26 protein-coding genes are annotated in these 26,775 nt (G+C 63.9%); 20 read left to right on the plus strand and 6 right to left on the minus strand.

The genetic code is table 11. From position 1 onward, the window contains the following. The 6 genes from mshA (at position 1) to DBV08_RS16780 (ending at position 6,450) form a co-directional block, all read left to right on the plus strand. Entirely contained in the window at positions 1 to 1,329 is a 1,329-nt protein-coding gene (gene mshA / locus DBV08_RS16755) for a D-inositol-3-phosphate glycosyltransferase (protein ID WP_095970485.1), read from the plus strand. Beyond that, positions 1,326 to 1,823: a YbjN domain-containing protein gene (locus DBV08_RS16760; protein ID WP_047268888.1), complete on the plus strand. Its 498-nt coding sequence runs from the start codon at positions 1,326 to 1,328 to the stop codon at positions 1,821 to 1,823. Before mshA ends, DBV08_RS16760 begins: the two co-directional genes overlap by 4 nt. 139 nt (positions 1,824 to 1,962) lie before the next feature. Further along, complete coding sequence (locus DBV08_RS16765; protein WP_095970388.1) at positions 1,963 to 3,564, plus strand: AMP-binding protein; 1,602 nt, start codon at positions 1,963 to 1,965, stop codon at positions 3,562 to 3,564. A gap of 46 nt (positions 3,565 to 3,610) precedes the next feature. Beyond that, positions 3,611 to 4,366, plus strand: a complete 756-nt coding sequence (locus DBV08_RS16770; protein WP_003941992.1) for a phosphoglyceromutase — start codon at positions 3,611 to 3,613, stop codon at positions 4,364 to 4,366. Positions 4,367 to 4,528: 162 nt separating this feature from the next. Then, complete coding sequence (locus DBV08_RS16775) at positions 4,529 to 5,764, plus strand: cell wall metabolism sensor histidine kinase WalK (RefSeq protein ID WP_003941938.1); 1,236 nt, start codon at positions 4,529 to 4,531, stop codon at positions 5,762 to 5,764. Continuing rightward, positions 5,761 to 6,450: a response regulator transcription factor gene (locus tag DBV08_RS16780; RefSeq protein WP_003942020.1), complete on the plus strand. Its 690-nt coding sequence runs from the start codon at positions 5,761 to 5,763 to the stop codon at positions 6,448 to 6,450. The genes DBV08_RS16775 and DBV08_RS16780 overlap by 4 nt, the downstream gene beginning before the upstream one ends. A gap of 73 nt (positions 6,451 to 6,523) precedes the next feature. Here DBV08_RS16780 and DBV08_RS16785 read toward each other — a convergent pair whose 3' ends face one another. Further along, positions 6,524 to 7,309, minus strand: a complete 786-nt coding sequence (locus DBV08_RS16785) for a hypothetical protein (protein ID WP_003941928.1) — start codon at positions 7,307 to 7,309, stop codon at positions 6,524 to 6,526. Between the two features lie 66 nt (positions 7,310 to 7,375). Here DBV08_RS16785 and DBV08_RS16790 point away from each other — a divergent pair, with 66 nt between their 5' ends. From DBV08_RS16790 to DBV08_RS16800, 3 genes are read left to right on the plus strand one after another with little or no spacing between them, the layout of a single operon-like run. Next, complete coding sequence (locus tag DBV08_RS16790; protein ID WP_124568178.1) at positions 7,376 to 8,326, plus strand: Ppx/GppA phosphatase family protein; 951 nt, start codon at positions 7,376 to 7,378, stop codon at positions 8,324 to 8,326. Continuing rightward, a complete protein-coding gene (locus tag DBV08_RS16795; protein ID WP_124568179.1) occupies positions 8,326 to 9,447 on the plus strand; it encodes a hypothetical protein in 1,122 nt (373 codons plus the stop codon). The genes DBV08_RS16790 and DBV08_RS16795 overlap by 1 nt, the downstream gene beginning before the upstream one ends. Before the next feature lie 7 nt (positions 9,448 to 9,454). Next, positions 9,455 to 10,339 carry a sugar phosphate isomerase/epimerase gene (locus DBV08_RS16800; protein ID WP_095970386.1) on the plus strand — a complete coding sequence of 295 codons (885 nt, stop codon included), beginning with the start codon at positions 9,455 to 9,457 and terminating at the stop codon, positions 10,337 to 10,339. Here the strand turns inward: DBV08_RS16800 and DBV08_RS16805 are convergent. From DBV08_RS16805 to DBV08_RS16820, 4 genes are all read right to left on the minus strand, one after another. Further along, positions 10,319 to 11,752 carry an HAD-IB family hydrolase gene (locus tag DBV08_RS16805; protein WP_003941905.1) on the minus strand — a complete coding sequence of 478 codons (1,434 nt, stop codon included), beginning with the start codon at positions 11,750 to 11,752 and terminating at the stop codon, positions 10,319 to 10,321. The two genes, DBV08_RS16800 and DBV08_RS16805, sit on opposite strands and share 21 nt — an antisense overlap. Next, positions 11,749 to 14,085 carry a glycerol-3-phosphate 1-O-acyltransferase gene (locus DBV08_RS16810; protein WP_124568180.1) on the minus strand — a complete coding sequence of 779 codons (2,337 nt, stop codon included), beginning with the start codon at positions 14,083 to 14,085 and terminating at the stop codon, positions 11,749 to 11,751. The genes DBV08_RS16805 and DBV08_RS16810 overlap by 4 nt, the downstream gene beginning before the upstream one ends. 3 nt (positions 14,086 to 14,088) lie before the next feature. After that, on the minus strand, positions 14,089 to 15,555 hold the full coding sequence (locus DBV08_RS16815) for a wax ester/triacylglycerol synthase domain-containing protein (protein ID WP_124568181.1): 1,467 nt from the start codon (positions 15,553 to 15,555) through the stop codon (positions 14,089 to 14,091). 159 nt (positions 15,556 to 15,714) lie between these two features. Further along, entirely contained in the window at positions 15,715 to 16,338 is a 624-nt protein-coding gene (locus DBV08_RS16820; protein WP_124568182.1) for a TetR/AcrR family transcriptional regulator, read from the minus strand. A 155-nt stretch (positions 16,339 to 16,493) separates the two neighbouring features. Here DBV08_RS16820 and DBV08_RS16825 point away from each other — a divergent pair, with 155 nt between their 5' ends. From DBV08_RS16825 to DBV08_RS16855, 7 genes are all read left to right on the plus strand, one after another. Beyond that, positions 16,494 to 17,129 (plus strand): MerR family transcriptional regulator, encoded by a 636-nt coding sequence (locus tag DBV08_RS16825; RefSeq protein WP_124568183.1) that lies wholly within the window; start codon positions 16,494 to 16,496, stop codon positions 17,127 to 17,129. Further along, positions 17,129 to 17,974: a thioesterase family protein gene (locus tag DBV08_RS16830; protein WP_124568184.1), complete on the plus strand. Its 846-nt coding sequence runs from the start codon at positions 17,129 to 17,131 to the stop codon at positions 17,972 to 17,974. Before DBV08_RS16825 ends, DBV08_RS16830 begins: the two co-directional genes overlap by 1 nt. Positions 17,975 to 18,008: 34 nt before the next feature. Continuing rightward, entirely contained in the window at positions 18,009 to 18,824 is an 816-nt protein-coding gene (gene proC, locus DBV08_RS16835; RefSeq protein WP_124568185.1) for a pyrroline-5-carboxylate reductase, read from the plus strand. A gap of 126 nt (positions 18,825 to 18,950) precedes the next feature. Beyond that, positions 18,951 to 19,187, plus strand: a complete 237-nt coding sequence (locus DBV08_RS16840) for a helix-turn-helix domain-containing protein (protein ID WP_003941845.1) — start codon at positions 18,951 to 18,953, stop codon at positions 19,185 to 19,187. A gap of 244 nt (positions 19,188 to 19,431) precedes the next feature. Continuing rightward, complete coding sequence (locus DBV08_RS16845; RefSeq protein WP_003402602.1) at positions 19,432 to 19,533, plus strand: 30S ribosomal protein bS22; 102 nt, start codon at positions 19,432 to 19,434, stop codon at positions 19,531 to 19,533. Positions 19,534 to 19,750: 217 nt separating this feature from the next. Beyond that, on the plus strand, positions 19,751 to 20,884 hold the full coding sequence (locus DBV08_RS16850; protein ID WP_124568186.1) for an NAD-dependent epimerase/dehydratase family protein: 1,134 nt from the start codon (positions 19,751 to 19,753) through the stop codon (positions 20,882 to 20,884). Continuing rightward, complete coding sequence (locus DBV08_RS16855) at positions 20,881 to 21,918, plus strand: lysophospholipid acyltransferase family protein (protein ID WP_124568187.1); 1,038 nt, start codon at positions 20,881 to 20,883, stop codon at positions 21,916 to 21,918. Before DBV08_RS16850 ends, DBV08_RS16855 begins: the two co-directional genes overlap by 4 nt. Before the next feature lie 39 nt (positions 21,919 to 21,957). Here the strand turns inward: DBV08_RS16855 and DBV08_RS16860 are convergent, their stop codons facing one another. After that, the gene (locus tag DBV08_RS16860; RefSeq protein ID WP_124568188.1) at positions 21,958 to 22,953 is read right to left on the minus strand and encodes an HAD family phosphatase; all 996 of its coding nucleotides are present in this window, start codon (positions 22,951 to 22,953) and stop codon (positions 21,958 to 21,960) included. Between the two features lie 200 nt (positions 22,954 to 23,153). On the opposite strand from DBV08_RS16860, the gene DBV08_RS16865 reads away from it, so the two are divergent. The 4 genes from DBV08_RS16865 (at position 23,154) to hemC (ending at position 26,771) form a co-directional block, all read left to right on the plus strand. Continuing rightward, positions 23,154 to 23,414 carry a glutaredoxin family protein gene (locus DBV08_RS16865; protein ID WP_095970481.1) on the plus strand — a complete coding sequence of 87 codons (261 nt, stop codon included), beginning with the start codon at positions 23,154 to 23,156 and terminating at the stop codon, positions 23,412 to 23,414. A 140-nt stretch (positions 23,415 to 23,554) separates the two neighbouring features. After that, positions 23,555 to 24,442 (plus strand): redox-sensing transcriptional repressor Rex, encoded by an 888-nt coding sequence (locus DBV08_RS16870; RefSeq protein WP_095970377.1) that lies wholly within the window; start codon positions 23,555 to 23,557, stop codon positions 24,440 to 24,442. Then, the gene (locus tag DBV08_RS16875) at positions 24,439 to 25,800 is read left to right on the plus strand and encodes a glutamyl-tRNA reductase (protein WP_124568189.1); all 1,362 of its coding nucleotides are present in this window, start codon (positions 24,439 to 24,441) and stop codon (positions 25,798 to 25,800) included. Before DBV08_RS16870 ends, DBV08_RS16875 begins: the two co-directional genes overlap by 4 nt. Further along, a complete protein-coding gene (hemC, locus tag DBV08_RS16880; RefSeq protein WP_050656226.1) occupies positions 25,797 to 26,771 on the plus strand; it encodes a hydroxymethylbilane synthase in 975 nt (324 codons plus the stop codon). Before DBV08_RS16875 ends, hemC begins: the two co-directional genes overlap by 4 nt. The last annotated feature ends 4 nt before the right edge of the window (positions 26,772 to 26,775 follow it).

Here is a 26,775-nt window from a genome sequence, read left to right on the forward strand (position 1 = left end):
ATGCACATTTCGCGCCCTCGCCGGGTGGCCGTTCTCTCGGTCCACACCTCGCCATTGGCGCAACCCGGCACCGGTGACGCGGGTGGGATGAACGTCTACGTTCTGCAATCCGCCATTCAACTCGCCAAACGTGGCGTAGAGGTGGAGATATTCACCCGCGCGACGTCCTCGGCCGACGCACCCGTGGTGGACGCCGCTCCCGGAGTGCGGGTTCGGAACATCGCGGCCGGTCCCTTCGAAGGACTGGACAAGGCAGATCTGCCGACTCAACTGTGTGCCTTCGTCGCGGGAGTTCTGCGGGAGGAAGCGCGTCACGAGCCCGGGTACTACAGCCTGATTCATTCGCACTACTGGTTGTCCGGGCAGGTCGGATGGCTGGCCCGCGACCGCTGGGGCGTGCCACTCGTACATACCGCCCACACCCTCGCGGCGGTGAAGAATCTGTCGCTGGCCGAGGGGGACACCCCCGAGCCCGCAGCACGTCAGATCGGTGAGCAGCAAGTAGTCGCCGAGTCCGATCGTCTGGTCGCCAACACCACCGACGAAGCCAAAGCGCTGCACGAGTTGTACGGCGCAGATCCCACGCGTATCGACGTCGTGGCTCCGGGCGCCGATCTCACCCGCTATCGACCGGGCGATCGCGATTCCGCCCGCGCGTCGTTGGGGTTGAACCCGGGCGAGATCGTCGTGACCTTCGTCGGCCGCATCCAACCGCTCAAAGCGCCGGACGTTCTGCTGCGCGCAGCAGCCGAGGTGATCAGCCGTCGCCCGGGGTTGCCGCTGCGCATCCTCGTTGTCGGCGGGCCGTCCGGAACCGGTCTCGCGCGGCCGGACGTGTTGATCGAACTGGCACGCTCACTGGGCATCACAGCGCAGGTGACGTTCTTGCCGCCGCAGGCGCCGCAGCGTCTCGCCGATGTCTACCGCGCATCGGATCTGGTTGCGGTGCCGAGCTATTCGGAGTCCTTCGGACTGGTAGCCATCGAAGCTCAGGCCTGCGGAACCCCGGTGATCGCCGCGGATGTCGGCGGACTGGGAGTGGCCGTACGCAACGGTGAGACCGGTCTGCTGGTTCAAGGGCACCGCACCGAAGACTGGGCCGGCGCTCTCGAATCCTTGGTGACAGCGCCGAAACGCTTGGCCGAACTCGCCGCGCAGGCACCGCGTCACGCCGAGAATTTCTCGTGGGAACACACCGCGGACGGTTTGCTCGAGAGCTATCGCAAAGCCGCAGTCAACTACAACAACGGAACCGGTCCCAGCGACTTCTCGCCCCGCCGTGCGCGGGGTCTGTGGCGTCTGCGCCGGACCGGAGGGGTGCGTACATGAGCAGCATTTCGGACACCATCGAGCAGGCTCTCACGGAGCGTGAACTCGACTTCACCAGAAAAGACGACGCGCATTTCATCGTCGAACTTCCCGGCGAACACAAACTCAAGACGTCGACGCTGCTCACTGTCGGTAATCACGGCGTGCGGGTCGAGGCCTTCGTGTGCCGCAAGGTGGACGAGAACTTCGAAGGCGTCTACAAGTTCCTGCTCAAGCGCAACCGTCGTCTGTACGGAGTGGCCTACACACTCGACAAGGTCGGGGACATCTACCTGGTCGGCAAGATCGCCGAGCATGCCGTGACCGGCGACGAACTGGACCGAGTGCTCGGTCAGGTTCTCGAGGCAGCCGACGGCGATTTCAACGTCATCCTCGAACTCGGTTTTTCCTCGTCGATCAAGCGTGAGTGGGCGTGGCGGGTGTCGCGTGGTGAGTCGCTGGCGAATCTCGAGCCGTTCAAGCACCTCATCGAGGAAGAGCCCGCGCAAAGCTGATCGAGCGGGGTGAGACACATCGCGGATGTGTCACGTAAAGTGGCCTTTACTTGTGACTGTCGTCACGGAATAATACTGTTCCCGTGAGTCACAGTAAGTTGGTCACACCACCCCGCCGCGCAACTTTTCGAGGAGCACAGTGAGCTTCAAGAGTCCGTTCCCCGACGTTGAAATCCCCAACCTCAGCGTCTACGACTTCCTGTTCGGAAACACCGACCCCGCAGACCTCGACAAGACGGCATTCGTCGAAGGCAGTTCGGGCGCCGTAACCACATACGCTTCGCTGATCGCGCAGATCAACGGCGTTGCAGGCGCCCTCGCAGCGCGTGGGCTCGCCGTCGGCGACGTCGTCGGGCTCCATTCGCCCAACGTCCCGGCCTTCGGTTCCGTCTTCCACGGCATCCTGCGTGCCGGTGGCGTCGCGACCACGATCAACGCGCTCTACACCGCCGAGGACATCGCCAAGCAGCTCACCGATTCCAAGGCCAAGTTCCTCTTCACCGTCTCGCCGCTGCTGCCGCAGGCCAAGGCCGCCGCCGAGCTGGTCGGTATCCCGACCGAGAACGTGTTCGTGCTCGACGGCGCCGAAGGCCATCTGTCGCTGCGAGATCTGCTCGGTGAGGGCGCAGCGGCGCCCGAGGTTTCCTTCGATCCGGCCACCCAGCTCGCGGTGCTGCCGTACTCGTCGGGCACCACCGGCCGGCCCAAGGGCGTCATGCTCACCCATCGCAATCTCGTGGCCAACGTCTGCCAGATCATTCCGCGGATGGGGATCGAGACCGACGACAAGATCCTCGCGGTCCTGCCGTTCTTCCACATCTACGGCATGACGGTGCTGCTCAACGCTGCGCTCTACCGCCGCGCGAGCCTCATCACGATGCCGAAGTTCGATCTCGTCGAGTTCCTACGGATCGTCGCCGAGCAGAAGTCGACGTACATCTTCGTCGCACCGCCCGTTGCCGTCGCGCTGGCCAAGCACCCGCTCGTCGATCAGTACGACCTGTCGAGCGTGCACACCATCTTCTCTGGCGCGGCCCCCCTCGACGCGGCGCTCGGCAAGGCCGTCGCGGACCGTTTGAACTGCCATGTGCGCCAGGGCTACGGCATGTCCGAGATGAGCCCCGTCTCGCATGCGATCCCGTTCGATCGTGACGACATCGCGCTCGACACCTGCGGTCCGACCATCGCCAACATGGAATGCAAGCTCGTCGACCCGGGAACGGGCGAAGAGGTCGCGTACCCCGCGCTCGGCTCGGACGGCGTCAGCGAGCCCGGGGAACTGTGGTGCAAGGGACCGAACATCATGCTCGGTTACCTCGGCAACGACCAGGCCACCAAGGACACCCTCGACGACGACGGTTACCTGCACACCGGTGACATCGCGACCGTCGACGGCGACGGCGTCGTCAAGATCGTCGACCGCCTCAAGGAATTGATCAAGTACAAGGGCTACCAGGTTCCCCCAGCGGAACTCGAGGCTTTGCTTCTGACACACCCGCAGATCGCCGACGCTGCAGTGATCGGTGTGCTCGACGCCGAAGGCGAAGAGGTTCCGAAGGCATTCGTCGTGCTCCAGGACGGCGCCGAGTTGACCGAAGACGACGTGATCTCGTTCGTCGCCGAGCGCGTCTCACCGCACAAGAAGGTCCGCCAGGTCTCGTTCATCAGCACCGTGCCGAAATCCGCGGCCGGAAAGATCCTCCGCAAGGATCTGCGAACTGCCGAAGTAGCCCCGAGCTGATTTCCAGGCAGGGTTGATCAAGAAGGGTTCCGGTACTCGTGCCAGGATGAACGCCATGAGTATCGGAACCCTGGTCCTGCTCCGCCACGGCGAGAGCGAATGGAATGCACTCAATCTGTTCACCGGCTGGGTGGACGTCCACCTGACAGACAAGGGCATGGCCGAAGGCAAGCGCGCCGGCGAACTGCTCGCCGAGCACAACCTCTTGCCTGACGTTCTCTACACATCTCTGCTCCGCCGCGCGATCAGCACGGCCAACCTCGCACTCGACGCCGCCGATCGCCACTGGATCCCGGTGGTCCGCGACTGGCGTCTCAACGAGCGCCACTACGGCGCTCTGCAGGGCAAGAACAAGGCTCAGACCAAGGAAGAGTACGGAAACGAGCAGTTCATGCTCTGGCGTCGTAGCTACGACACCCCGCCGCCCGCCATCGAAGCCGGCAGCGAGTACAGCCAGGACACCGATCCCCGGTACGCGAACCTCGACGAGGTTCCCTTGACCGAGTGCCTGCTCGACGTCGTCAAGCGCCTGATCCCGTACTGGGAGGACACCATCTCGCAGGAGCTGCTCGCCGGCCGGAACGTACTGGTCACGGCGCACGGCAACTCGCTGCGTGCATTGGTCAAGCACCTCGACGGCATCTCGGACGAGGACATCGCGGGCCTGAACATCCCGACCGGAATCCCGCTGCGTTACGACCTCGACGAGAACCTGAAGCCGCTCAATCCCGGCGGCACCTACCTGGATCCGGAGGCCGCAGCTGCCGGCGCCGCCGCGGTGGCGAATCAGGGCGGAAAGTAGCAACCCGATGATGTGCGTCGAGGCCCCCCGAACAGTGTTTTCGGGGGGCCTCGGCCAACAACAGATGAACGACGAACCAACGCCGCCCACCTGGCGGATTACGCGGGCGGGAACGTCCGAACCCGCCGTAACCGACACTTCGCGCGAACGTACGATTGCGCCGTGAGTGTCGTGATTGCAGTGCTGCTGGTCGTGGTCGCCGGCTTGGTCGGCTACCTCGTCGGCGGGGTGCTGGTCCCCAGGCTGTCGTCGCGCCAGAGTCAGCGCTCCGACGAACAGACCGGGCTCACGATGTCTCAGGTTCTCGACCTCATCGTGTTGGCTTCGGAAAGCGGTATCGCCGTCGTCGACGGTTTCCACGACGTCGTGCTCTTCAACCCTCGCGCCGAAGAACTCGGCCTCGTCAAGAATCGTCTGGTCGACGAGCGGGCGTGGCGGGCGGCGCAGGAAGTCCTGCGGACAGGTCAGCCCGTCGAGGTCGATCTGACGGCGCAGACCGCGCAGCGCGGCCGCGACAAGATCGCGGTACGTGGGACGGCCCGGTTGCTCAGCAAGGACGATCGCAACTTCGTGGTCCTGTTCGCCGACGACGATTCCGAGCAGGTCCGCATGGAGGCGACGCGACGCGATTTCGTCGCGAACGTCAGCCACGAACTGAAGACGCCGGTCGGCGCGATGAGTTTGCTCGCGGAGGCGCTGCTCGAGTCCGCTGACGATCCGGAATCCGTGCGCCACTTCGGCGAACGGGTGCTGGGCGAGTCGATTCGTCTGGGCAAGATGGTCACCGAGTTGATCGCACTCTCGCGCCTGCAAGGTGCCGAGAAGCTGCCCGATCTCGACGTGGTCGACGTCGACACCGTGGTGTCCGAGGCACTGTCGAGGTCGAATCTGTCGGCCGAGGCCGCCGGGATCACCGTCACCACCGACCATCCGAGTGGGTTGGAGGTGCTCGGGGATCAGACTCTTCTCGTGACGGCACTGTCCAACCTCATCGAGAACGCTATTGCTTACTCGCCCAAGGGGTCTCCGGTGTCAGTCAGTCGGTCGGTACGCGGCGACAATGTCGCGATCGCGGTCACCGACCGAGGAGAGGGCATCGCGAAAGCGGATCAGGAACGAGTGTTCGAGAGATTCTTCCGCGTGGACAAGGCACGGTCACGGCAGACCGGCGGAACGGGTCTGGGGCTGGCAATCGTCAAGCACGTCGCGGCCAATCACAACGGCTCCATCGAACTGTGGAGCAAACCGGGAACAGGGTCTACCTTCACGTTGCAGATACCGGCACACGTGGAGTCGGACGACGACATCGACTCTGACGACGCGGGAACCGCCGGTTCCACGCGGATCGGCAGACGAGAACAAGGCAGTAGAGAAAACGGCATGGAGGCCAAACGATGACGAGTGTGCTGATCGTGGAGGACGAGGAGTCCTTGGCGGACCCGCTGGCGTTCCTGCTCCGCAAGGAAGGCTTCGAGACCACCATCGTCAACGACGGACCGTCGGCGTTGGCGGAATTCGATCGCTCCGGAGCGGACATCGTCCTGCTCGACCTCATGCTGCCCGGCATGAGCGGCACGGACGTCTGCAAGGCGTTGCGATCGCGTTCGGGCGTTCCCGTCATCATGGTGACGGCGCGTGACAGCGAGATCGACAAGGTCGTCGGCCTGGAACTGGGTGCGGACGACTATGTGACCAAACCGTATTCGGCGCGTGAGCTGATCGCCCGCATCCGTGCGGTGCTGCGCCGCGGGGTGGAGAACGAGGCGGACCTCGCCTCCGACAACGGGGTGCTCGAGGCCGGACCGGTACGGATGGACGTCGAGCGCCACGTCGTGCAGGTCGCTGGAAACCCGGTGACGTTGCCGCTCAAGGAGTTCGACCTCCTCGAGTACTTGCTCCGCAACTCCGGCCGGGTGCTGACCCGCGGACAGTTGATCGACCGCGTCTGGGGCGCCGACTACGTCGGTGACACCAAAACCCTTGACGTACACGTGAAGCGGTTGCGTTCGAAGATCGAATCGGATCCGGCCAAGCCGGAACATCTGGTCACGGTCCGTGGATTGGGTTACAAGCTCGAAGCGTGATCTAAGTTCGTCGAGAAGAATTCAGCCGCTCACACGATCGTGTGAGCGGCTGAATTCATTTGTTCTTGCGGAGTCAGCCCTGAGCCTTGTTCTGAGCGATCGTGGTCGCCGGATGGACTGCTATGAGGCCGAGGCCGGCACGACGCCTGCAGAGGCGAGCCAGCTCGTCGTACGCACGCTTTCCGAGAAGCTCCGTCAGTTCCGGCCCGTAGGACTGCCAGACCTGCCGTTCCCCGACATGAGCGTCAGGGGAGCCGGAGCAGTACCAGGCGAGGTCGTCGCCGCCCTCGCCCCAACCGCGGCGGTCGTACTCGGTGATCGTGGTCTTGAGGATCTGGACGCCGTCCGGTCGGTCGACCCAGTCCTGGGTGCGGCGGATCGGTAGCTGCCAGCACACGTCCGGCTTCACCTCGAGCGGCTCGATGCCCTTCTTGAGCGCCATGGAATGCAGTGCGCAGCCCTCACCGCCGGCAAAACCGGGCCGGTTGAGGAAGATGCACGCACCTTTGTAGCGGCGGGTGCGCAGCGCGGGCTCGTCCTCGAGGTCGTCTTCCTCGACGTATCCCTTCTTGCCGAGACCCTTTTCCATGAACTGCCAGTCTTCGGCTGTGAGCATTTTCACTGACGCGTCGAGCTTGTCCTGATCTTCCTGATCGGAGAGGAAAGCGCCGTGCGAGCAGCAACCGTCGTCCGGGCGGTCGCCGATGATGCCCTGACACGCCGGCGTGCCGAACACGCAGGTCCAATGCGAGAGCAACCACGTCATATCAGCGGAAATGAGGTGTTCGGAGTTATCCGGATCGACAAATTCGACCCATTCGCGCGGGAAATCGAGATCGACCTCGGGGCTCGGAGTCATCTTGTGGGACCGGTCTGGGTTACCTGCTGTCACAAGGGCCGACCGTAGACCCAGTAACGTGGCGATGTGCGACTAGGGGTACTCGACGTCGGAAGCAATACCGTCCATCTATTGGTTGTGGACGCCCATCGGGGCGGCCACCCAACACCCATGAGCTCGACCAAGTCCACGTTGAGGCTGGCAGAAAACACCGACGACCGCGGCGATATCACCACGTCAGGGGCCGATCGCTTGGTGTCGACGGTCTCCGAATTCGCCGGTATCGCCAAGACGTCCGGATGCGAGGAAATGATGGCTTTTGCCACGTCCGCCGTCCGTGACGCCAACAATTCCGAAGCCGTGCTCGCCCGCGTGCGCGCCGAGACCGGAGTCAATCTCGAGGTTCTCTCCGGGGTCGACGAAGCACGGCTGACCTTTCTGGCAGTGCGCCGCTGGTACGGCTGGAGCGCCGGACGCATCCTGAACCTGGACATCGGCGGCGGCTCGCTCGAACTCACCGCAGGTGGTGACGAGGATCCGGACGTCGCCTTCTCACTGCAACTCGGTGCCGGACGGTTGACGCGCGACTGGCTCCAGGCCGATCCGCCGGGCAAGCGCCGAGTCTCCGTCTTGCGCGACTGGCTGGACGCGGAGTTGGTCGGACCAGCCAAGGAACTGCGCGCGGCCGGCGACTGGGACCGCACGGTCGGGACCTCGAAGACCTTCCGATCGTTGGCTCGGCTCACCGGCGCGGCCCCTTCTGCCGCAGGCCCCCGGGCGAAACGGACCCTGACTTCCAGCGGACTCAGGCAACTCATAGCCTTCATATCCAGGATGACGGCAGCGGACCGTGCAGAATTGGAAGGAGTGAGCTCGGATCGGTCACAGCAGATTGTGGCCGGCGCGCTCATCGCAGAGGCAACCATGCGGGCGCTCGGAGTGGACGAACTGGAAATTTGTCCCTGGGCACTGCGTGAGGGTCTGATTCTGCGAAAGCTCGACACAGAAATGGGCGGTGAATTGGTGGTGAGTGCTTGATGACCGAGGACAGTCAGCAGATTTCCGTAGCGGAACTGCTCAAGCGGAACGGTCAGAGCGTCGAATCCCGAGGTGGGCGACGTCGGCGCGGCGTAGCCGGTGGCATCTCCGTCGCCGAACTGACGGGTGAGATCCCGATCGTTCGCCAGTCGGGATCGCGCGCGGCCGCCGAGCCAGAGTCGGCCGAACCAGCAGCCCAGCCTGAAGCAGCTGCGCCAGAAAACGCTGCACCTTCTGCGCCGGCCGAGGCTGTCGCGGAAACCGCCAAGTCAGCCGAACCGGCACCGAAGGTTCCCGCCGACCGCACCGCAGCCTTCGCCGTCTCGTTCGACGACGATGACGATGACGACGAGCCGCAGACACCCAAGGCCGAGTCGAAGCCGGCCGCGCCGCCGGTCACCACTCCGAAGCCGACTTCCACACCGTCGCCGGGACAGACCTCGAAGTCCTCGCCCGGACAGTGGGTGAGCCGAGCGCCGCTCAACTCCTCCTCACCGACGCAGGTAACGCAGGAACCAGCTCTGCTGTCGGGTCAGACCCTGGCGGGCGACCTGATGCGTCAGGAGCGCGCCGCAACCCAGTCGCCGTCGTTGCGTCCGCCGATCCTGCCGCCGCGTGTCCCCACTCCCGTCGCCAAGGCACCTACACCGACTGCTCCTGCTCCGGCAGCGCCGGAAGAGAGCACCGAACTGATCGACAAGATCGCAGACGCGGATGCCGGCGAGGCCGAATCGACCGCCGTGGTCGATCTGGTCAAGGCGCCGGTGGTCGCTGACGGTGCGACAAAGTCCACTGCCGTCGCCGAGTCCGAGACCGACGTGGAAGCCGAACCGGCAGCGGAAGAGGCCGGCGAGCGTAACTCGATCCGTGAATGGGCAGTGCTTGCCGGTCAGGTCGTTGTTGCACTGATCGTCGGCGGCGCGATGTTCAAGGGCTTCGAGAAGCTGTGGGACATGCTGCCGTGGGTGGCGTTGGTGCTCGCGCTGATCGTGATCGTCGGCTTGGTGGCCGTCGTGCGGGTTCTACGCAAGACGGACGACATCACGAGTTTCGTGATCGCGGTGGTTGTCGGCATGATCGTGACGCTCGGTCCACTGGCGTTCTTGTTGACCTCGGGTTGATCGGACGATGATCGGGGGATCGCAGCGCATGGTTCGTCGGCCGATAGCCGTCGGTTTGTCGACGGCCTCGGTGTATCCGGAGAACACGGAAGCAGCATTTCGCTACGCCGCCGATCTCGGATACGACGGTGTCGAGCTGATGGTGTGGGCCGAATCCGTCAGTCAGGACATCGGTGCTGTTGCTGCCCTCGTTCGCAAGTACGCGATTCCGGTGCAGGCCGTGCATGCGCCGTGTCTGCTGATTTCGCAGCGCGTGTGGGGTTCCGATCCGGTCGAGAAGCTCGAGCGTTCGGTACGCACGGCCGAAACCTTGGGCGCGACGACGGTGGTCGTCCACCCGCCGTTCCGGTGGCAGCGCAAGTACGCCGAAGGCTTCGCGGAACAAGTTGTCGATCTCGAATCGAAGAGCAGCGTCGTGGTGGCGGTGGAGAACATGTTCCCCATGCGCGCCGACAGCTTCTTCGGTGGCAAGGACAAGTCCGCGGAGCGTCTGCGTAAACGGGGCGGTCCGGGGGCAGCGTTGTCCGCGTTCAGCCCGTCGTACGACCCGACCGATTCCGATCACGCTCACTACACACTCGATCTGTCGCACACCGCGACGGCGGGAATGGACGCTTTGGAGTTGGCCTCCCGGATGGGCAAGGGCCTCGAGCACCTGCACCTGGCCGACGGCCGCGGGGCGTCGATGGACGAGCACCTGATTCCTGGACACGGTTCACAGCCGTGCGCGGAGTTGTGTCGGCAATTGGCTGCGAGCGACTTCAGCGGCCAGGCTGTCATCGAGATCAACACTCAAAATGCGCGTACCCGTCGGGAGCGGTCGTCGATGCTGGCGCAGGCGCTCGCGTTTGCACGCGAGCACCTGGCACGCTCAGCGGTGGCCGGCAAGTAGCGCAGCTTCGAACTGCGCGCGCACCTTCTCGACGTGTGCGTCGAGGTCTTTGGTCTCCCAGCCTTCGGTGGAGATGGGATCGAGCACCGAGACGTAGACCGGACCCGGATGGGCGACAAGCGAATTGCGCCACATCCGTTCGCCCGCGTTGTGAATCACCACGGGCACGATCGGCACACCGGCCTGGATCGCCAAGTGGAAGCCGCCCTTCTTGAACGGGCCCAGGCGTGGCGTCGGAGAACGGGTGCCCTCCGGAGCGATGACTATCGAGACACCATTCTTCAGCTTGTCGACTGCCGGTTGCAGCGCAGCCTTCGCCTTTGTGGTGTCGGTGCGGTCGATGTAGGCGACGTCGAGCAGTGCACCGACGGGCATGAACCGTGGATCGCTTGCCGCTTCCTTCTTCGCGACGCCGGTCACGTCACGCTTGATGACGGTGCCGAGGACCAACATGTCCAGGGAACTTTGATGATTGAACATGAATACCGCCGGGCGGTGATCCCACACGTTGTGCTCGCCGTCGATCTCGACGTCGATGCCGAGCAGTGAGAGTGAGATGTCGGGGCCGTACGTGCCCACCAGGTTCGCACCCAGTTGACGGTTGCCGGTGACGATGCCTGCCGACGCACCGAGGGCGGCGGTGGCAGCAAGCGCGCCCATGGCCGTCGCCGTTCGGATCGTCGAGATCGGTGTTGCGCCTCGTTGCGGTTTACGCAGGCTGACCGAAGGCCAGTGATTGCGCAACGCGATCTTGGCCAGACCACGATCGGGGTTCAACGCGACAGGTCGCCCGACGGCCTCGAGCATGAACACGTCTTCGACACCGTTGGAGTACGCAAACGCGTTCTTCAAGTCGGCGCCCATCTTCTCGGCATAGCCCGCAAGGGCATTGGCCTTGGCCGGCCCCCACAGAGCGGGCGAGGACAGTTCGCCGGTGAGCATGCCGTCGACGACTTCGGGCTCGGTGCACAGCACATCTTCGATATCGAGATCTTCGGCGACGTACTTGGCTTGGAACGGAGTCGCCGACGTGGCCATCACGATCGTGTGGCCTGCTCGCCGGTGCGCCGCCAGTAGCCCACGGGCTTCCGGGTAGATCATCGCGGCGATCTCCTGCTTGAACAACCGTCGGCCCCAGTCGTTCAGTTCCTCGACGGTACGGCCGCCCAGGGCGCGCACGCCGATGTCCATCAACGCTCCGACATCAGCGCCACGGAACTGGGTGTCGATCGCGGCACCGGTGGTGCGCAACAATTCGCCGACGCTGATATCCAAGCGTCGCAGGCGGTCTCGGTAGACCACGCTGGCCGAATATCCACTGATCAAGGTGCCGTCGAGGTCGAAGGCGGCGATCGTTCCGGGCCCGGGAGGGGCGGCTTCGATGGCGGAGTGCAGACGCTCGAGTCCGGTCACAGTCCTACTTCCTCGTTCGCGGCGGGCGCTCTGTTTGCTTCGGGAATGGTGACTACTGCAGCGGCGTCGGGCACCGGCATGGCCACCTGATCGAGCCGTGCATGCGCGAGTGCTCGGAGGTGGCGCAGACGCTCGACCTGAACCTTGATTTCCGCGGCGAATGCCAGGCGCCTGGCCCGGACGCCGTCGTCGTCGACTTCGATCAAGTTCCGGTTGCGCGCCAAATTCAGTGCAGTGGCGAACAATTCACCGGAAACCGATTCGTTGCTGGCGATCTGCTGTCGTAGGCGACGCTGATGTGCGACGTCGATGCAGTTGCTGACGAAGGACTTCTCGTCGAACGACGTCGAAATCGGGGCAAGTACAAGCTGATCGGCGACAACCTGGTACGCCTCGAGAAACGGTTGGAGCACACGGTGCGCGAGGTACGGCCGCACCGACTCGATCATGTGCTCGGTTCGTTTGTCGTCGGCCATGACGGTTTCCCACTCGGGATCGATCAGGGTCAGCTCGGTCCGCATCTCCTGCTCGAAGGTGTCCCGATCGCTGAAGAAGAACTCGAATTTCAACAGATCGCGGATGCGCTTGGCCTCGGCCCAACCGTCCCCGATGGGATCCTCGAACCGTTCTTCGACGGCTGCCTGCAGTACGAGTTCGGTGATGGCACGCACGACGAGAAAGTGAATTGTGTTGTTGCGGTAGAAGGCAGCGACAAGGTGCTGGTCCTTGCCGAGGTAGAAGACCTGCTCGCCGCCGCGATCGAAGCGCTCGAGGACACCGGAATCGACGTGTGTCTGCAACGCCTTCTCGATGACGCGCGGATCGGACAGTTCGACGTCGCCGGCGATCGGAAGATTTCGCGCGGTGATGTACCCGAACAGCGGCGTGAGGATCGCGGTGAGCTCACGAACGGTCAACGCCCGGTCTTCGATTCCGAGGAACGCCAGCATCGCAAGCGAAGACACGGTCACCGGTGTGACCTCGTTGATGCGGTGACACACCTCGATGCCGGCCTTTTGAATGGCGAGGCGCTGATCGGTTTCCTGGCTGAGTGCGTCCGCAAGTGAGAGCGGCCGGCCGATGGTCACGTGTGCGACACCGTTCCGTTTTCCCTGTGCGCGTACGTAACCCACCATCCAGCGCAGGCCTTCCGGTGTCTTCTCGGCGCCGAGAGCCTCCGCAGCCATGGCCCCGACCTCGTAGAGCTGGTCGTAGCTCAGCGCGACCGGGACGAGATACACGTCGGATGCGCCGCTGACCTGAAAGGCCTTGGTCAGGTAGGTCAGGAGACCGAAGCGCGGCGGGCGTAATTTCCCGGTACGCCCGCGCCCACCTTCGATGTACCACTCCAGATTGAAGCGCTTGGTCAGCAGGTAGCGCATGTACTCGTGCATCGACCACTTGTAGACCTCGTCGTTGCCGATGCTTCGACGAATGAAGACGGTGCCGCTGCGCTTGAGGATCGAGCCCATGGGCCAGAAGCTGATGTTGAGGCCGCCCATGACGTGATTGAGCGGCAAGCCGTTCGCGATCAACGCCGGGCGCAGGACGAGGGGATCGAGGTACGAACGGTGACTGGGGAGGAAGACCAGTGAGTGTTCCTTGTTCAGCTCACGGAGTTCCTCGAACCGGCTCGTGTCCACGTCGAGCTTGTAGGCGCGAGCGAAATAGCGCCCCAGACGATCCCACACCGCGATGGCTTGGCGACTCTGGGTGGCAACCATTTCTTCGAGAGCTTCACGCGCGCGGCGGTCGACTTCGGCGACGGCGATGTTCAAGCGGTCGGCCAGAGCCATGACCTCGGTGGCGAACCGGCGGGTGTCGGTGATCTCGTCGACGACGAACCGCGACACCTTGTACTGGCCACCCAGAAGGCCTAATTCGGCACGCTCGAGCGCCAGGGCGGCCTGCCGTCGGATGAACTCGGGTAGCGAACCGCCACCGCTCTTTTCGAGACGACGCTCGAGATCGCTCAGTGGCGCCGGCTCGCCTTCGATGACCTGGCACCGTGACGGGTCGGTGCGCAAAGTTCTGCGTTGTGCGCCGCGTCCGGGGTGGAGAGGATCGCGTGGTGCCAGTGCGTCACGCAGTCGCACCGCGACGTTGTGCTTGGTATGGGTGTCCGGAATCCACACCACGCGAAGCGGCGCGAGCATCGGGTCGTCGGTCCGTGCCGCCAGTTCGGCCAGAGTCTTGTCGGTGATGTTGACGGTAACCGGCCGAGTTTCGGATGCGGTCGCCTTGTCGGCGAGCCACTTTCGCAGCACTCCGGCTTCGGCCTCTGTCATGGTTTCGGTGAGGTACACGCGCGGGTTGGTCGTGTTTTCGCTCATGACTCACGCACCTTCCGTTGTGACTCCGAGAGCCACGATCTCGTCGAGGCTCTCCTGCAAGCACTGCATGAGCAGTGCGGGCTTCGTGACCGCGGCGGTGTCGAGATTGATTCCGATGCAGCACACTCCGACGTGGGAGACCAGCGTTGCCATTGCCGCGCAACCGGGGGCCGGGCCGAACGGGAACATCCGTTCGATCTTCGCTCCGGCGAGATACACCGGTACCGGTACGCCGGCGACATTGCTCGCCTGCAGGTCCAGTCCTGTCGACTGGGACAGATACCAGTTCGCGAGTAGATAATTCGGCAGGCGGGCGAGGATCGGGGCGGCGACGTCGAGAGCGTCCAACGCCGGTTCCTCACGCAGACCCAGAACGATTTCCCGCACCTGCCTGATGCGTTTGGCGGGATCCGTCTCGGCGACCGGACCGTTGAAGCGAACGGCTGCAAACCGGTTGCCGCCGTTGGCGTCCGCGCCGGTGCGCATGCTGATGGGCATACCCATCGGGATGCTCTCGACGGATTGTCCGAACGACTCGTGGTAGCGACGGAAACCGCCGAGCAGGGCGGCGACGTAGGCGTCGTTGAGTGAACCACCGGCAGCCTTCGCTCCGGCCTTGAGTTCGGGAACACCCACTTCGAGAGTTCCGAACCACCGTCCGAGACCACGATCGTGGAGAAGAGGGGAACCGGAACGAGCTGGGGGAGTGACGATCTTGCGGAGTGAATTGGCGTAGCCGAGGACCTCGGAAGCGGTGCTGAACGGACTCGAGATCGCCGTGGTCGCAACATTGGTGGCGCCGCGGACCAGCTTGGCGATACGGGAGGGCGCACGCCGGATCTCGCTGACGACCTCCTCGCCGAAGGCGCCTACCGACGACAGGTGCTCAGGAGCAGGCGGCGTGCGGTCGGGCTTGTTCGGGGTGGGGTCCGGGCGACGGCTGTGCAGGAGCGTCATCATCTGGATGCCGCCCATGCCGTCGGTGATGGAGTGGTGAGTCTTGACCACGAACACGGCACGACCGTCGTCGAGACCTTCGATGAGCAGCGCGCTCCACGGCGGTCGAGCCTTGTCGAAAGGTTCGGTCGCAAGGTGACGACACATGCGCAGCGCGTGATCGAAGTCCGCCGGCGCGGGCAAGCGGACGCGTCGTAGGTGGTAGCCGATGTCGAACTCGGGATCAACCGACCACACCGGATTGCCCAGTTGCATCGCCGGTTCCACCGCGCGCATACGAATACGCGGAACCACGTGCGATGCCCACTCGACCGCGTCGAGCAGCCGGTCCCAATCCGGGGCACGATCGAGAACCTCGACCGCAACGATCGGTGAGCGCAGTTGCGGCTGCGCCTCTTCCATCCGCCACATTCCCGTCTCGAAGTCGGACATCGTGCGGTTCGCCCCCCAGGCAACCGCGGAAAGGTCGACGTCGACCGCGCTCGGAGGAACAAATGGATTGCTGTTGGCCATACGTCAAGAACTCCCTCGGTCTGCGGATCCACCCCGCGCATCTCTGCTTCTCAGTGTGGACCCGTGACCGTGGGCGCGTCCCGGTTTCGGTGTCAGCCGACAGGTGTGACGTTCGTCAGTTAAGGGCTAATCGGACATGACTGGAAATTCGACCAGCGCTCACGCAGTGACACCGACGGCTTTCAGAGCTATCTCGCGATAGAGAACACTGACTTCGCGCGGAGTCTGCGGTCCGTCGAGTCGATACCAGAGGACGACGGACTGACACATGCCCAGCAGTGCGCGGCCCGTTCCGGTGATGTCGGGGACCGTGAACTCACCGCTCTGGACGCCTGCCGTCAGGACGTCGACGAGTAGGTTCTCGAGCTTCTTTCGTTTGGCGGCGTAGCTCTTTCGTTCCGCTTCCTCGAGGTACCGCAGTTCGGAATCGAGGAAGGCTATGTCGGAGCGACTGGTCATGTGCAGAACACACGCCTCGACGAGATTGCCGAACTGTGCCGTCGGCGACGGTCCGGCAGCGTCGACCGCAGCGCTCGCGCGTGCGGTGACGTTCTCGATGCCCGGTTCCATCAGCGCGACGAGGATGCCCTGTTTGTTGCCGTGGTGGTAATACAGCGTCGGCACGGTGACGCCGGCGCGTTTTGCGATGTCACGAACCGACGCTCCGTGGTAACCGAGTTCGTGGAAGACCTCGAGTGCGGCGGTGAGCAGGGGAGTCAGCGTCAGTGGTTCGACGATGCGCCACTGTTCGTCGGGCTGAGCCTCCGACTGCAAATCCGTCATTCCGCCTGTTCGCTCCGTTCGGAAATTTCTGGTGGTGTGCGCAAAGAGGGTTCAACCCTAGCGCAAGGCACGTCCTCCTCATCGGGGCTCGGCCGCCATTGGATAGCATCACTATCCAGTAGTAGGCCGAAGCGAATCGGATGGACGGAGGAGCGGTGAAGGTTTCCGAACTGGCCGCGCAGTCCGGTGTCGCGCTGGCCACGATCAAGTACTACCTCCGTGAAGGTCTGCTGATGCCTGGTGAGCCGACCAGCGCAACGGGAGCGAGGTATGGCGAACAGCACGTGCGGCGACTCGCGTTGATCAGAGCCCTGGCCGGGGCGGGACTCGCGATTCCGAGGATTCGCGCGGTGCTCGAACTGGTGGACAGTGACGAGCGATCCGAATTCGAGACGTTCGGCCGCGCAATCGCGCAACTACCGCCGTACGTCGAACCTGAACCGGATCCAGAGTTCCCCAGAGCTCGCAAGGTTCTGGAGTTTCTCGGTCAAGTCTTCGAGCCGAGGTACGTGGCGGTCGCTCACCTCGAGCGGGCACTGATCGGCCTCGAGGACGCAGGACTGAGTCTCTCGGACGAGCGCTTGCAGGCTTACGGTGACCACATCCGAGGGATTGCCGAGGTGGAAATCGAGCTGATGCCCACCAGCACGACGGAGGACGGCATCCGATATGCCGTCCTCGGAACCGCCATGTACGAACCCGTTCTGACAGCTTTACGACGCTTGGCGCACCAAGACTTGGCCGCACGACATTTCTCGCAACACCGAGACAGCACCGAACAGGAAAATTGATGAGCACCAGCCCCTTTCAAGATCTCAATCGCCTCACCTCGCTCGGCGACGGGCGATACACCGCAACGATCGATCCGATCTGGACCATCGGGCCGAAAGTGCACGGCGGCTCCATGATGGCTGTGTGCGCCGCTGCCGCGCGTCAATGTCTGCGAGACGGCGCAGGTGAGAACGACTCGCTGGTGAAGATGCAGCCACTCGCGGTGAGCGCCAACTATCTGTCAGCGCCCGATCCGGGTGAAGTCGAACTGGAGGTGATCGTCCGAAAGCAGGGACGCCAGGTCGCGTTGTTCGACGTCGAGTTGAGCCAGGCGGGCCGCAGCGCTGTTCGCGCGGCGGTCACGCTCGGATTCCCCGATGACGGCGATCCCACCTTCGTCACGGCCTCGTCGATCGACGACATGTCACCGGAACCGCCGGAGAGTGCGGTGGCAGTCATCGGCGATCACCCGATGGCGCAGGTCGTGCACGTCGGGCAGGGCTGCGACATGAGGATCGACACCACCTCGGCGCACTTCCTCACCGGGAGCCAAGGCGAGGCCGAGGTCAGGATGTGGGTTCGTCCTCGACCCGAGGACGAAAACGACCTCGACACCGCCGTGCTGTTCGCGATCATGGCCGGTGACATCAGCGCGCCGGTGACGATGAACCGTGGCCTGTTCGGGTGGGCGCCGACCGTGCAGTTGACGACGTACCTGCGCCGACTACCGACGCCGGGATGGCTTCGCGTGCGGGCAAGCTCGGATGTTCTGGGCAGCACGTGGTTCGAAGAGGATCATGCTGTTCTCGATTCGGCGGGCGCAGTCGTCGTACAGAGTCGTCAATTGGCGATGATGCCCCGCTAGGGTCGATCGCTGCGGTCGTGGCAGGCTGTTCGCCATGACAAGAATTGCGATTATCGGTGGCGGCAAGATCGGCGAGGCGCTGATTTCCGGGCTGTTGCAGGCCGGCCACGCCATCAAGGATCTGGTTGTCGCGGAGCAGTATCAGCCTCGCGCAGACGAATTGATTGCCGAATACTCGATTCGAGTCAGTTCGGTCGCGGACGCAGCCGAGGGTGCAGACGTCATCGTCATCGCGGTCAAGCCGAACGACGTCGAATCAGCCCTCACCGCGTTGACGAAGGTCGATCTGGACGGTGACCTCGAGCAGCTGATCGTTTCTCTCGCGGCGGGAATCCCCACCGGGTTCTTCGAAACTCGTCTGCCCGCAGGCTTTCCGGTCGTCCGGGTCATGCCGAACACCCCCATGTTGGTGGGAGAGGGCGTGAGCGTCCTGTCACCCGGACGCCACGTCAAGGCCGAGCATCTCGAGCTCGTACGCGGCATCCTCGGCAGCGTCGGCAAGGTGGTGACGGTTCCCGAATCGCAGATCGACGCGGTCACTGCTGTCTCCGGTTCCGGCCCGGCCTACTTCTTCCTCGTTGCCGAAGCGATGATCGACGCGGGAGTCGGTCTCGGCCTGACACGCCCGGTCGCCACCGAATTGGTGGTGCAGACGATGGTCGGTTCCGCAGCGATGCTCGATCGCACCGGCGACAGTGCGACGGATCTTCGCGCCGCGGTGACGTCACCGGGCGGAACGACGGCTGCAGCACTGCGTCAGCTCGAAGCGGGCGGCCTGCGGACGGCGTTCTTCGATGCCTTGGATGCCGCGAAGTCGCGTTCGGCCGCGATGGGTGCAGCTGCGGAATAGTCGTCCGTTTAGCCACACCCGTCGCTTTAACCCCACCAGTACAGCTAAGCTCGACTTAGTACGTACGTGTCTGTTCCGCCGGAGGGGAAGCCGGCGGCGCGAGTCGTGCTGGAGGTATGTGGATTAATGGTGTCTGCAAACAAGCCGTCCATGGGTTCGTCCCACGACGGAAAGCCGGCAGTGGCCGGCACGCAATTCCTCACTGTTGCTGAGGTAGCAACTTTGATGAGGGTGTCGAAAATGACTGTGTACCGGTTGGTACACAGTGGCGAATTGCCCGCTGTACGAGTGGGTCGTTCGTTCCGTGTACATGCGAAGGCAGTGCACGATTACCTCGAAACCTCGTACTTCGATGCCGGCTGACCAGCCGGTTCGAGGAGGATGACCTCGGCGTGAGCCGAGTCGCGGGCACAGCAGTTGCTGTGCCGGAGGCTCGGTTTATGCCGAGTGACTCCACACCGGTACGATGAGTCACTGTCGTACCAGCAAGCTGGTGTCGTAAGGCGCTGAGCTAGTTAAAACGAGGGCCAGGCGCCAATTGCTTGGCGCAGGCGTACGTGACCGGCGTGCGCAGGAACGCTAGAGAAGAACGTGAGGGACACCCGCTATGGGTTCAGTGATCAAGAAGCGTCGCAAGCGCATGTCGAAGAAGAAGCACCGCAAGCTGCTTCGTCGTACCCGAGTACAGCGCAGGAAACTCGGTAAATAAGCAGTACCTGTTGATGCCCGCCGCCCCTTCCGGGGTGGCGGGCATCAGCATATTCGGGGGGAAGCGATGTGTGCCGCGTCTCATCGGCTGGGCGGTTTGTCTTGAATGGCCGAATTTTGGGTAGTCAGCGCGGGACCCCCTCTGCCCGTAAAGTGGGGGAAAATCGCGGGAGGGACGCTTCGGCAGAGCGCGTTTCTACTGGATATGGGGGTACTTGGTGGTTGAAGGTGACAACACTTCAGGGGGCACGACGCCTCGCGTCGTACTGGTGACCGGGGCGAGCAGATTCCTCGGCGGGTACCTGGTGACCAGGCTTGCGCAGAATCCGTCGATCGAGCGTGTCATCGCCGTCGACGCCGTCAGTCCGAGCAAGGACATGATGCGCAGGATGGGCCGCGCGGAATTCGTGCGAGCAGACATCCGCAATCCGCTGATCGGCAAAGTGATCCGAAACGCCGAGGTCGACACCGTCGTGCACGCGTCGACGCTTCAGAAAGCCCCCAAAGCCGGCAGCCGCGCCGCGATGAAGGACATGAACGTCATCGGCGCCATGCAACTGTTCGCGGTCTGCCAGAAAGCTCCGACGGTTCGCAAGGTGGTCCTGCGCTCGGCTTCGGTCGTCTACGGGTGCAGTGCGAAGGATCCCGCTCAGTTCACCGAAGAAATGAGTGCGCGCCGCCGGCCGCCGGGCGGATATGCCCGCGACAGTCTCGAGATCGAGGGATACCTTCGCGGAATGGGGCGTCGGCGCCCGGACATCTCGGTCGGGATTTTGCGGTTGGCGCCGTTGATCGGACCTCAGCTGACTGCGACCGTCGGCCACTACGTCACCGCCCCGCTCGTGCCGACCATCGTCGGCCGCAACGCGCGCCTGCAATTGCTCCACGTCGAGGATGCGCTCGCAGCGTTGGAGAAGGCGACCATCGGCCACGCCTCGGGTACGTACAACATCGCCGGCGACGGAGTGGTGATGATGTCGCAGGCGATCCGCCGGGCAGGACGCGTGGAAGTTCCCATGCCGCTCGCTCTGTTCCGCAGCGTCGGGAGCGCATTGGTGGGATCGTCCATGAGGCTCTACACCGACGAGCAACTCGAGTACTTCCGATTCGGCTGCGGACTCGACACCACTCGCATGCGCAGCGAACTGGGGTTCGAGCCGCGATGGACCACCATGCAAGCACTCGACGATTTCATGCGCGCGACGCAGACCCGCCGGATCATCAAGTCCGAGTGGATCGATCGGGCGGAGAATGCGTTGACCACCATCCTCGGCGGTGACTCCGCGGCGGCGACAGCAAGTGCAGACGTGATGCACATGCCGTTGTCGGGACGAAGTGCGGTGAAGGGGTGACTGACGTGGCGAAAGTAATTCCCCTGCGGCCCAGCGCAACTCACGCCGGAAAGTCGGCAACTTCTCGTTCGCGTGAGTCCGTCACCGGCGCGGAGCGTGACATCCGTGAACAAAGTGAGCGTCGGCATCCGTCCGGTTCGTCGTCGGCAGCCGACCACGGCGGCGAGAACACGCTCGTCGATGCGGCCCGGTCTGCGCTCGTCGACCAGATCGCCTCGGCAGCAGAATTCTTCCGACGTCGGGTCTCCGGCGACTACGAGGTCGACGAGTTCGGATTCGACCCGCATTTCGCGGACAACGTCGTCATGCCGATGTTGCGGCCGTTGTTCGAGAAATGGTTTCGCGTCGAGGTCAGTGGGATCGAGAACATTCCCCTCACCGGGGGAGCGCTGGTGGTCGCCAATCACGCCGGTGTGATCCCGATCGACGGACTGATGACGTCGGTTGCCGTGCACGATCATCATCCGGCGCATCGTCCACTGCGAATGCTGGCTGCGGACATGGCATTCGAGATGCCGGTGGTGGGCGGACTGGCGCGCAAGGCCGGTCACACGCTCGCGTGCAACCCCGACGCCGAGCGTCTGCTCAACGACGGTGAAGTCGCAGCCGTGTTCCCGGAAGGATTCAAGGGCATCGGGAAACCGTTCAGTGAGCGGTACAAGTTGCAGCGGTTCGGGCGCGGTGGTTTCGTGTCGGCCGCGATGCGTACCGGCGTCCCGATCATTCCGTGCTCGATCGTGGGTTCGGAGGAGATCTATCCCAAGATCGGTGATCTGACCACTCTCGCACGAGTTCTCGGTCTTCCGTATTTCCCGGTGACACCACTGTTTCCGCACTTCGGGCCGCTCGGCTTGGTGCCGTTGCCGTCGAAGTGGTACATCGAATTCGGAAAGCCCATCGTCACCGACACGTTCGAGAGCGGTGCCGCCGACGATCCGATGGTCCTGTTCGAGGTCACGGACCACGTTCGGGAAACGATTCAGCAGACGCTGTATCGGTTGTTGGCCAAGCGGCGCAACGTCTTTCTCGGCTGAGTTCGGTCCGGAGCGAGAATCGATCCGGACCGAACCCGCTCAGGCGTTCTGTTCTTTGCGCCGGGCGAGAATTGCCGCGAGCGCACCGCCGACCGCCCCGAGCACCAGTGCCGTCGGCACGCCGATCTTGGCGGCCTTTCGTCCGGTGCGAAAATCGCGAACTTCCCAGCCGCGGTTCTTGGCGAGTTCACGAAGATCTGCGTCGGGATTGATCGCCACCGGCGTTCCCACCAGTGAGAGCATCGGTACGTCGTTGTGGCTGTCCGAGTAGGCGGAACAGCGCTTGAGATTGAGTCCTTCACGCACCGCCAACGTCCGCACGGCGTGCGCCTTGCCCATGCCGTGCAGGATGTCGCCGACGAGTCGGCCGGTGAAGACGCCGTCCTCACTCTCGGCGACGGTGCCCAACGCACCGGTCAGTCCGAGTTTCTCGGCGATCACCTGAGCCAGTTCGACCGGAGTGGCCGTCACCAACCACACCTGTTGCCCTGCATCGAGGTGCATCTGGGCCAACGCCCTCGTGCCTGGCCAGATCTTGTCGGCGATGACCTCGTCGTAGATCTCCTCGCCGAGGCGGGCGAGTTCGGCGGTGGATCGACCGGCCACGAAGGACAGTGCTTTCTCGCGGCCTTCCGCGACGTCGTCACTGCTTTCTCGGCCGGTGACTCGGAACTTGATCTGCTTCCACGCGAAATCCACCAGATCCGAGGTCTTGAGATACTTGCGTGCGGCGAGACCACGGGCGAAGTGGATGATCGAGGCACCCTGCACCATGGTGTTGTCGACGTCGAAGAATGCGGCGGCCGTGAGGTCGCGCGGAACGGCCGGGGGCTCTTCGCCGGTTTCCGGTTCGGAGGGGTTGGCAGCTTCGTGCAATGCCAGAGCTGCGTCAGCGCTCGCCTCGCCGGCGAGATTGGCTCGAACTTCCGACTCACTCGGGCCCAGCGGATTCTTCACATGTCGACGTCCGGGGAGAATGACCCCGGCCAGCCCTGATCCGAATCCGGAGCCGTTCGGTAGTGATCGCGCAGGCACCCGCACCTCCCGTGTTGCACTCTCGAGCAGAGAACTCTTCGAGTCAGCCTATCCTCCGCGATGAGGCCCGATGGGTTGGATGGCGACCTTCCCTGTGGTGTGTGACGTTCCTCTCCGCTGATTTGGTACCGAGTGGGGCTCTGGAGGCACACTCGACCGATCAAGTAGATGGCGTCCCAGTAGAAGAAAGGTATGCGTCGATGACTACAGCTACGCATGAAGTAACCCTGTTGACACGCGCAGGATGCGCGTCCTGTGTCGGCGCGGCGGAGGTACTACGACGGGTCTGTTCCGAGTTCCAGCTCGAATTGACGTGCATCGACGTGGACGAAGCTGCTGCGACGGATCCGGAGCTGAGAGCGGAATACGGAGACCGGTTGCCGGTGATTCTTCTCGACGGACGCGAGCACGGTTATTGGGAAGTTGACGAAGAGCGCCTTCGTGACGATTTACGCAAGTAAGGCAACCCTCAAAGTTGTCCGCGGAGCCGCTTTGCAGGTGAACGGCACATCGAACCCGTCTCGAGCAACTTTGTGCATGGGTTCACAAGCGGTTACCGTGGTGTGAACATTCCCCCGGAGCATCGTGGAGGTCGACAGTCGTGTCGACCGGACGAGGAGCCAGCGACGTGACCGAACCGCACCAGACGCATGAGCCTGTGGCTCAGCGCGTCACCGGCGCTGCGGGCTCTTCCGTCACCGACGCTGCCAGCGCCTCGGTTACCGACTCGATCACTCAGGATCGCGTCATCCCCCAGGCTACGGTGACGCGCTTGGCCGCATACCTGCGGGTCCTCGGAGTGATGTCCGATCGCGGTACCTCCATCGTCTCGAGCGAGGAGCTCGCCCAGGCGTCGGGCGTCGGATCAGCGAAATTGCGCAAGGATCTCTCGTTCCTCGGACCCAACGGCGTCCGCGGTGTCGGGTACGACGTCAACAGGCTCCGCATTCGTATCGAGCGTGCACTCGGACTCGATCGTGGGCACAAGGTCGTTCTCGTCGGAGTCGGAAATCTCGGCAAGGCGCTTGTCGGGTACGGCGGATTCAGTCGCCGAGGTTTCGAGATGGTCGGACTCTTCGACAGTGACGCAGATCGAATCGGAAGCCGAGTCGGCGACCTGGTCGTGCGTAGCACCGAGGAACTGACCGTCGCCTGCCGCGAACTGAACGCCACCATCGGCGTCATCTCCACTCCGGACGAGGCAGCGCAGGGCGTGTGCGACCAGTTCGTCAGCGCCGGGTTGCGTTGCATCATGAGTTTCTCGCCGATCGCCCTCGACGTTCCCGATCACGTGGAGCTGCGACGCGTAGATCTTGCCGTCGAGATGCAGGTTCTTTCCTTCAACAGCGCACGCAATGCCGATCAGGCATCCAGTGCGCCGCGAGTACGCGTGGCTCACGCCGCATCCGCTTCGTCAGTCCCATCCACCAGTTCACCCGCTCCGGTCGGAGCAGGTTCGACAAGAAACGGATCAGTGATCGCGCCGTGAGTGTTCTGCTTGTCGGGGTCTCGCATCGAACCGCGCCCGTCCCGGTGCTCGAGCGAGTGGCTGTTACCGACACCGATCGTCCGAAGCTGATCGACAAGCTTCTGGCGTCTTCGCACATCTCCGAAGCGATGATCGTCTCCACCTGCAACCGGGTGGAGGTCTACGCGGTGGTGGACGCGTTCCACGGTGCACTCACCGAGGTCGGTGAAATCCTGGCCGACCATTCGGGTCTCGATCTGACGGCGCTGCACGCTCACGCGTACGTCCGCTACAGCGAAGCAGCGGTCGAACATCTCTTCGCCGTGGCCAGTGGCCTCGACTCGATGGTGATCGGCGAACAGCAGATTCTCGGCCAGATCCGTTCGGCCTACGCATCTTCGGACGCGCAACAGGCCGCCGGACGCGTCGTCCACGAACTGGCTCAGCAGGCATTGCGCGTCGGCAAGCGAGTGCATTCCGAAACCGGAATCGACTCCGCCGGAGCATCTGTCGTGTCCGTGGCTCTCGATCGTGCAGCTGGCATCATCGGTGAGGGCGGCCTGGTCGGCCGCACTGCCGTGGTCGTCGGGGCAGGTTCGATGGGCGGTCTGTCGGTTGCGCATCTCACCCGCGCCGGAATCGCACGCATCGTCGTCGTCAACCGGACCCAGGAACGCGCCGAGCACCTCGCCGAGACGGCACGATCCAACGGCGTCGACGCCGACGGTGTTGCCTTCGACCAGCTTTCGGCCGCGATGGCGCAGGCAGATGTCATGGTCACCTGTACCGGCGCGGTCGGGGCGGTGGTCACCCTGGCGGATGTGCACCGCGCACTCGCCGAGCCCGATCGCGACGACACCAAGCACCTGGTCATCTGCGACCTCGGATTGCCGCGCGACATCGATCCCGCCGTCGCCGGCCTGCCGGGTGTCACCGTTCTCGACATGGAGACGCTGCAGCGTGATCCGGCGGCAGGCGCAGCCGCGTCCGACGCAGATGCCGCACGCACCATCGTCGCCGGCGAACTTGCGACCTACCTTGCCGGACAACGCCTCGCCGAGGTCACTCCGACCGTGACGGCTTTGCGTCAGCGCGCCGCCGACGTCGTCGAAGCCGAACTGATGCGTCTCGATTCGCGTCTGCCCGGCCTGGACGATCCGCAGCGCGACGAGGTTGCGCGCACCGTGCGACGCGTCGTGGACAAGCTTCTCCACGCCCCGACCGTGCGCGTCAAGCAACTGGCGTCGGCCCCCGGGGGCGACTCCTACGCAGCAGCGCTGCGCGAACTCTTCGAACTCAGCCCCGGATCTCCCGCGGCCGTGGCCACACCCACCGATCTGGTGGACGGCGACCGCACTGGAAGGGACCTGCAGGCATGAGCGTCACCACCCCTCGATCGGGGAGCCCGCTGCGGATCGGCACTCGCGGAAGTCTTCTCGCGACCACGCAGGCCGGTACCGTGCGCGATGCCCTCATTGCAGCGGGACATCCCGCCGAGTTGGTCATCATCAAGACCAAGGGCGACCAGTCCACCGATCCCGTCCAGAAGATCGGCGTCGGAGTGTTCACCGCAGAGCTTCGGGAAGCCTTGCTGGACAACCGCGTCGACGTTGCTGTGCATTCCTACAAGGACTTGCCGACCGCTCAGGATCCGCGCTTCGTCATTGCTGCGATTCCGCCTCGTGAGGATCCGCGTGACGCGCTCGTCGCCCGCGACGGTCTGGTCCTCGGGGAGCTTCCGGCCGGTTCCAAGGTGGGAACCTCGGCGCCCCGCCGTGTTTCGCAGCTCAAGGCACTCGGGCTCGGCCTCGACATCGTGCCGTTGCGGGGCAACCTGCAACGCCGTCTCGGCAAGGTCGAATCCGGTGAACTCGACGCCGTGATCCTCGCTCGCGCCGGCCTGTCCCGGATCGGTCTGCTCGACCTCATCACCGAGAACATCGAGCCCGTACAGATGCTCCCCGCTCCGGCCCAGGGTGCTCTGGCCGTCGAATGCCTTTCTGCCAATACGGAATTGGCGGCGATCTTGGCCGAGCACGACGACGCCGGTACCCGCGCGGCGGTCACTGCCGAGCGTGCCCTGCTCGCCGAGTTGGAAGCCGGCTGCACCGCGCCGGTCGGTGCGATCGCGGAGATCGTCGAATCTCTCGACGACGACGGCAGAATCTTCGACGAACTGTCGGTACGCGGCTGCGCAGCCGCCATCGACGGTTCGGACGTCATCCGTACCGGCGCAGTGGGTGCGCCGGACAAGGCCGAGGAACTCGGCCGAGCGGTAGCGCGCGAGTTACTCGAACTCGGCGCCCGTGAGTTGATGAACGTGACTACAGGCGAGGCAGCCGATGTTTGACGCC

Source organism: Rhodococcus sp. KBW08, assembly GCF_003852455.1.
Lineage (GTDB): Bacteria > Actinomycetota > Actinomycetes > Mycobacteriales > Mycobacteriaceae > Rhodococcus_F > Rhodococcus_F baikonurensis.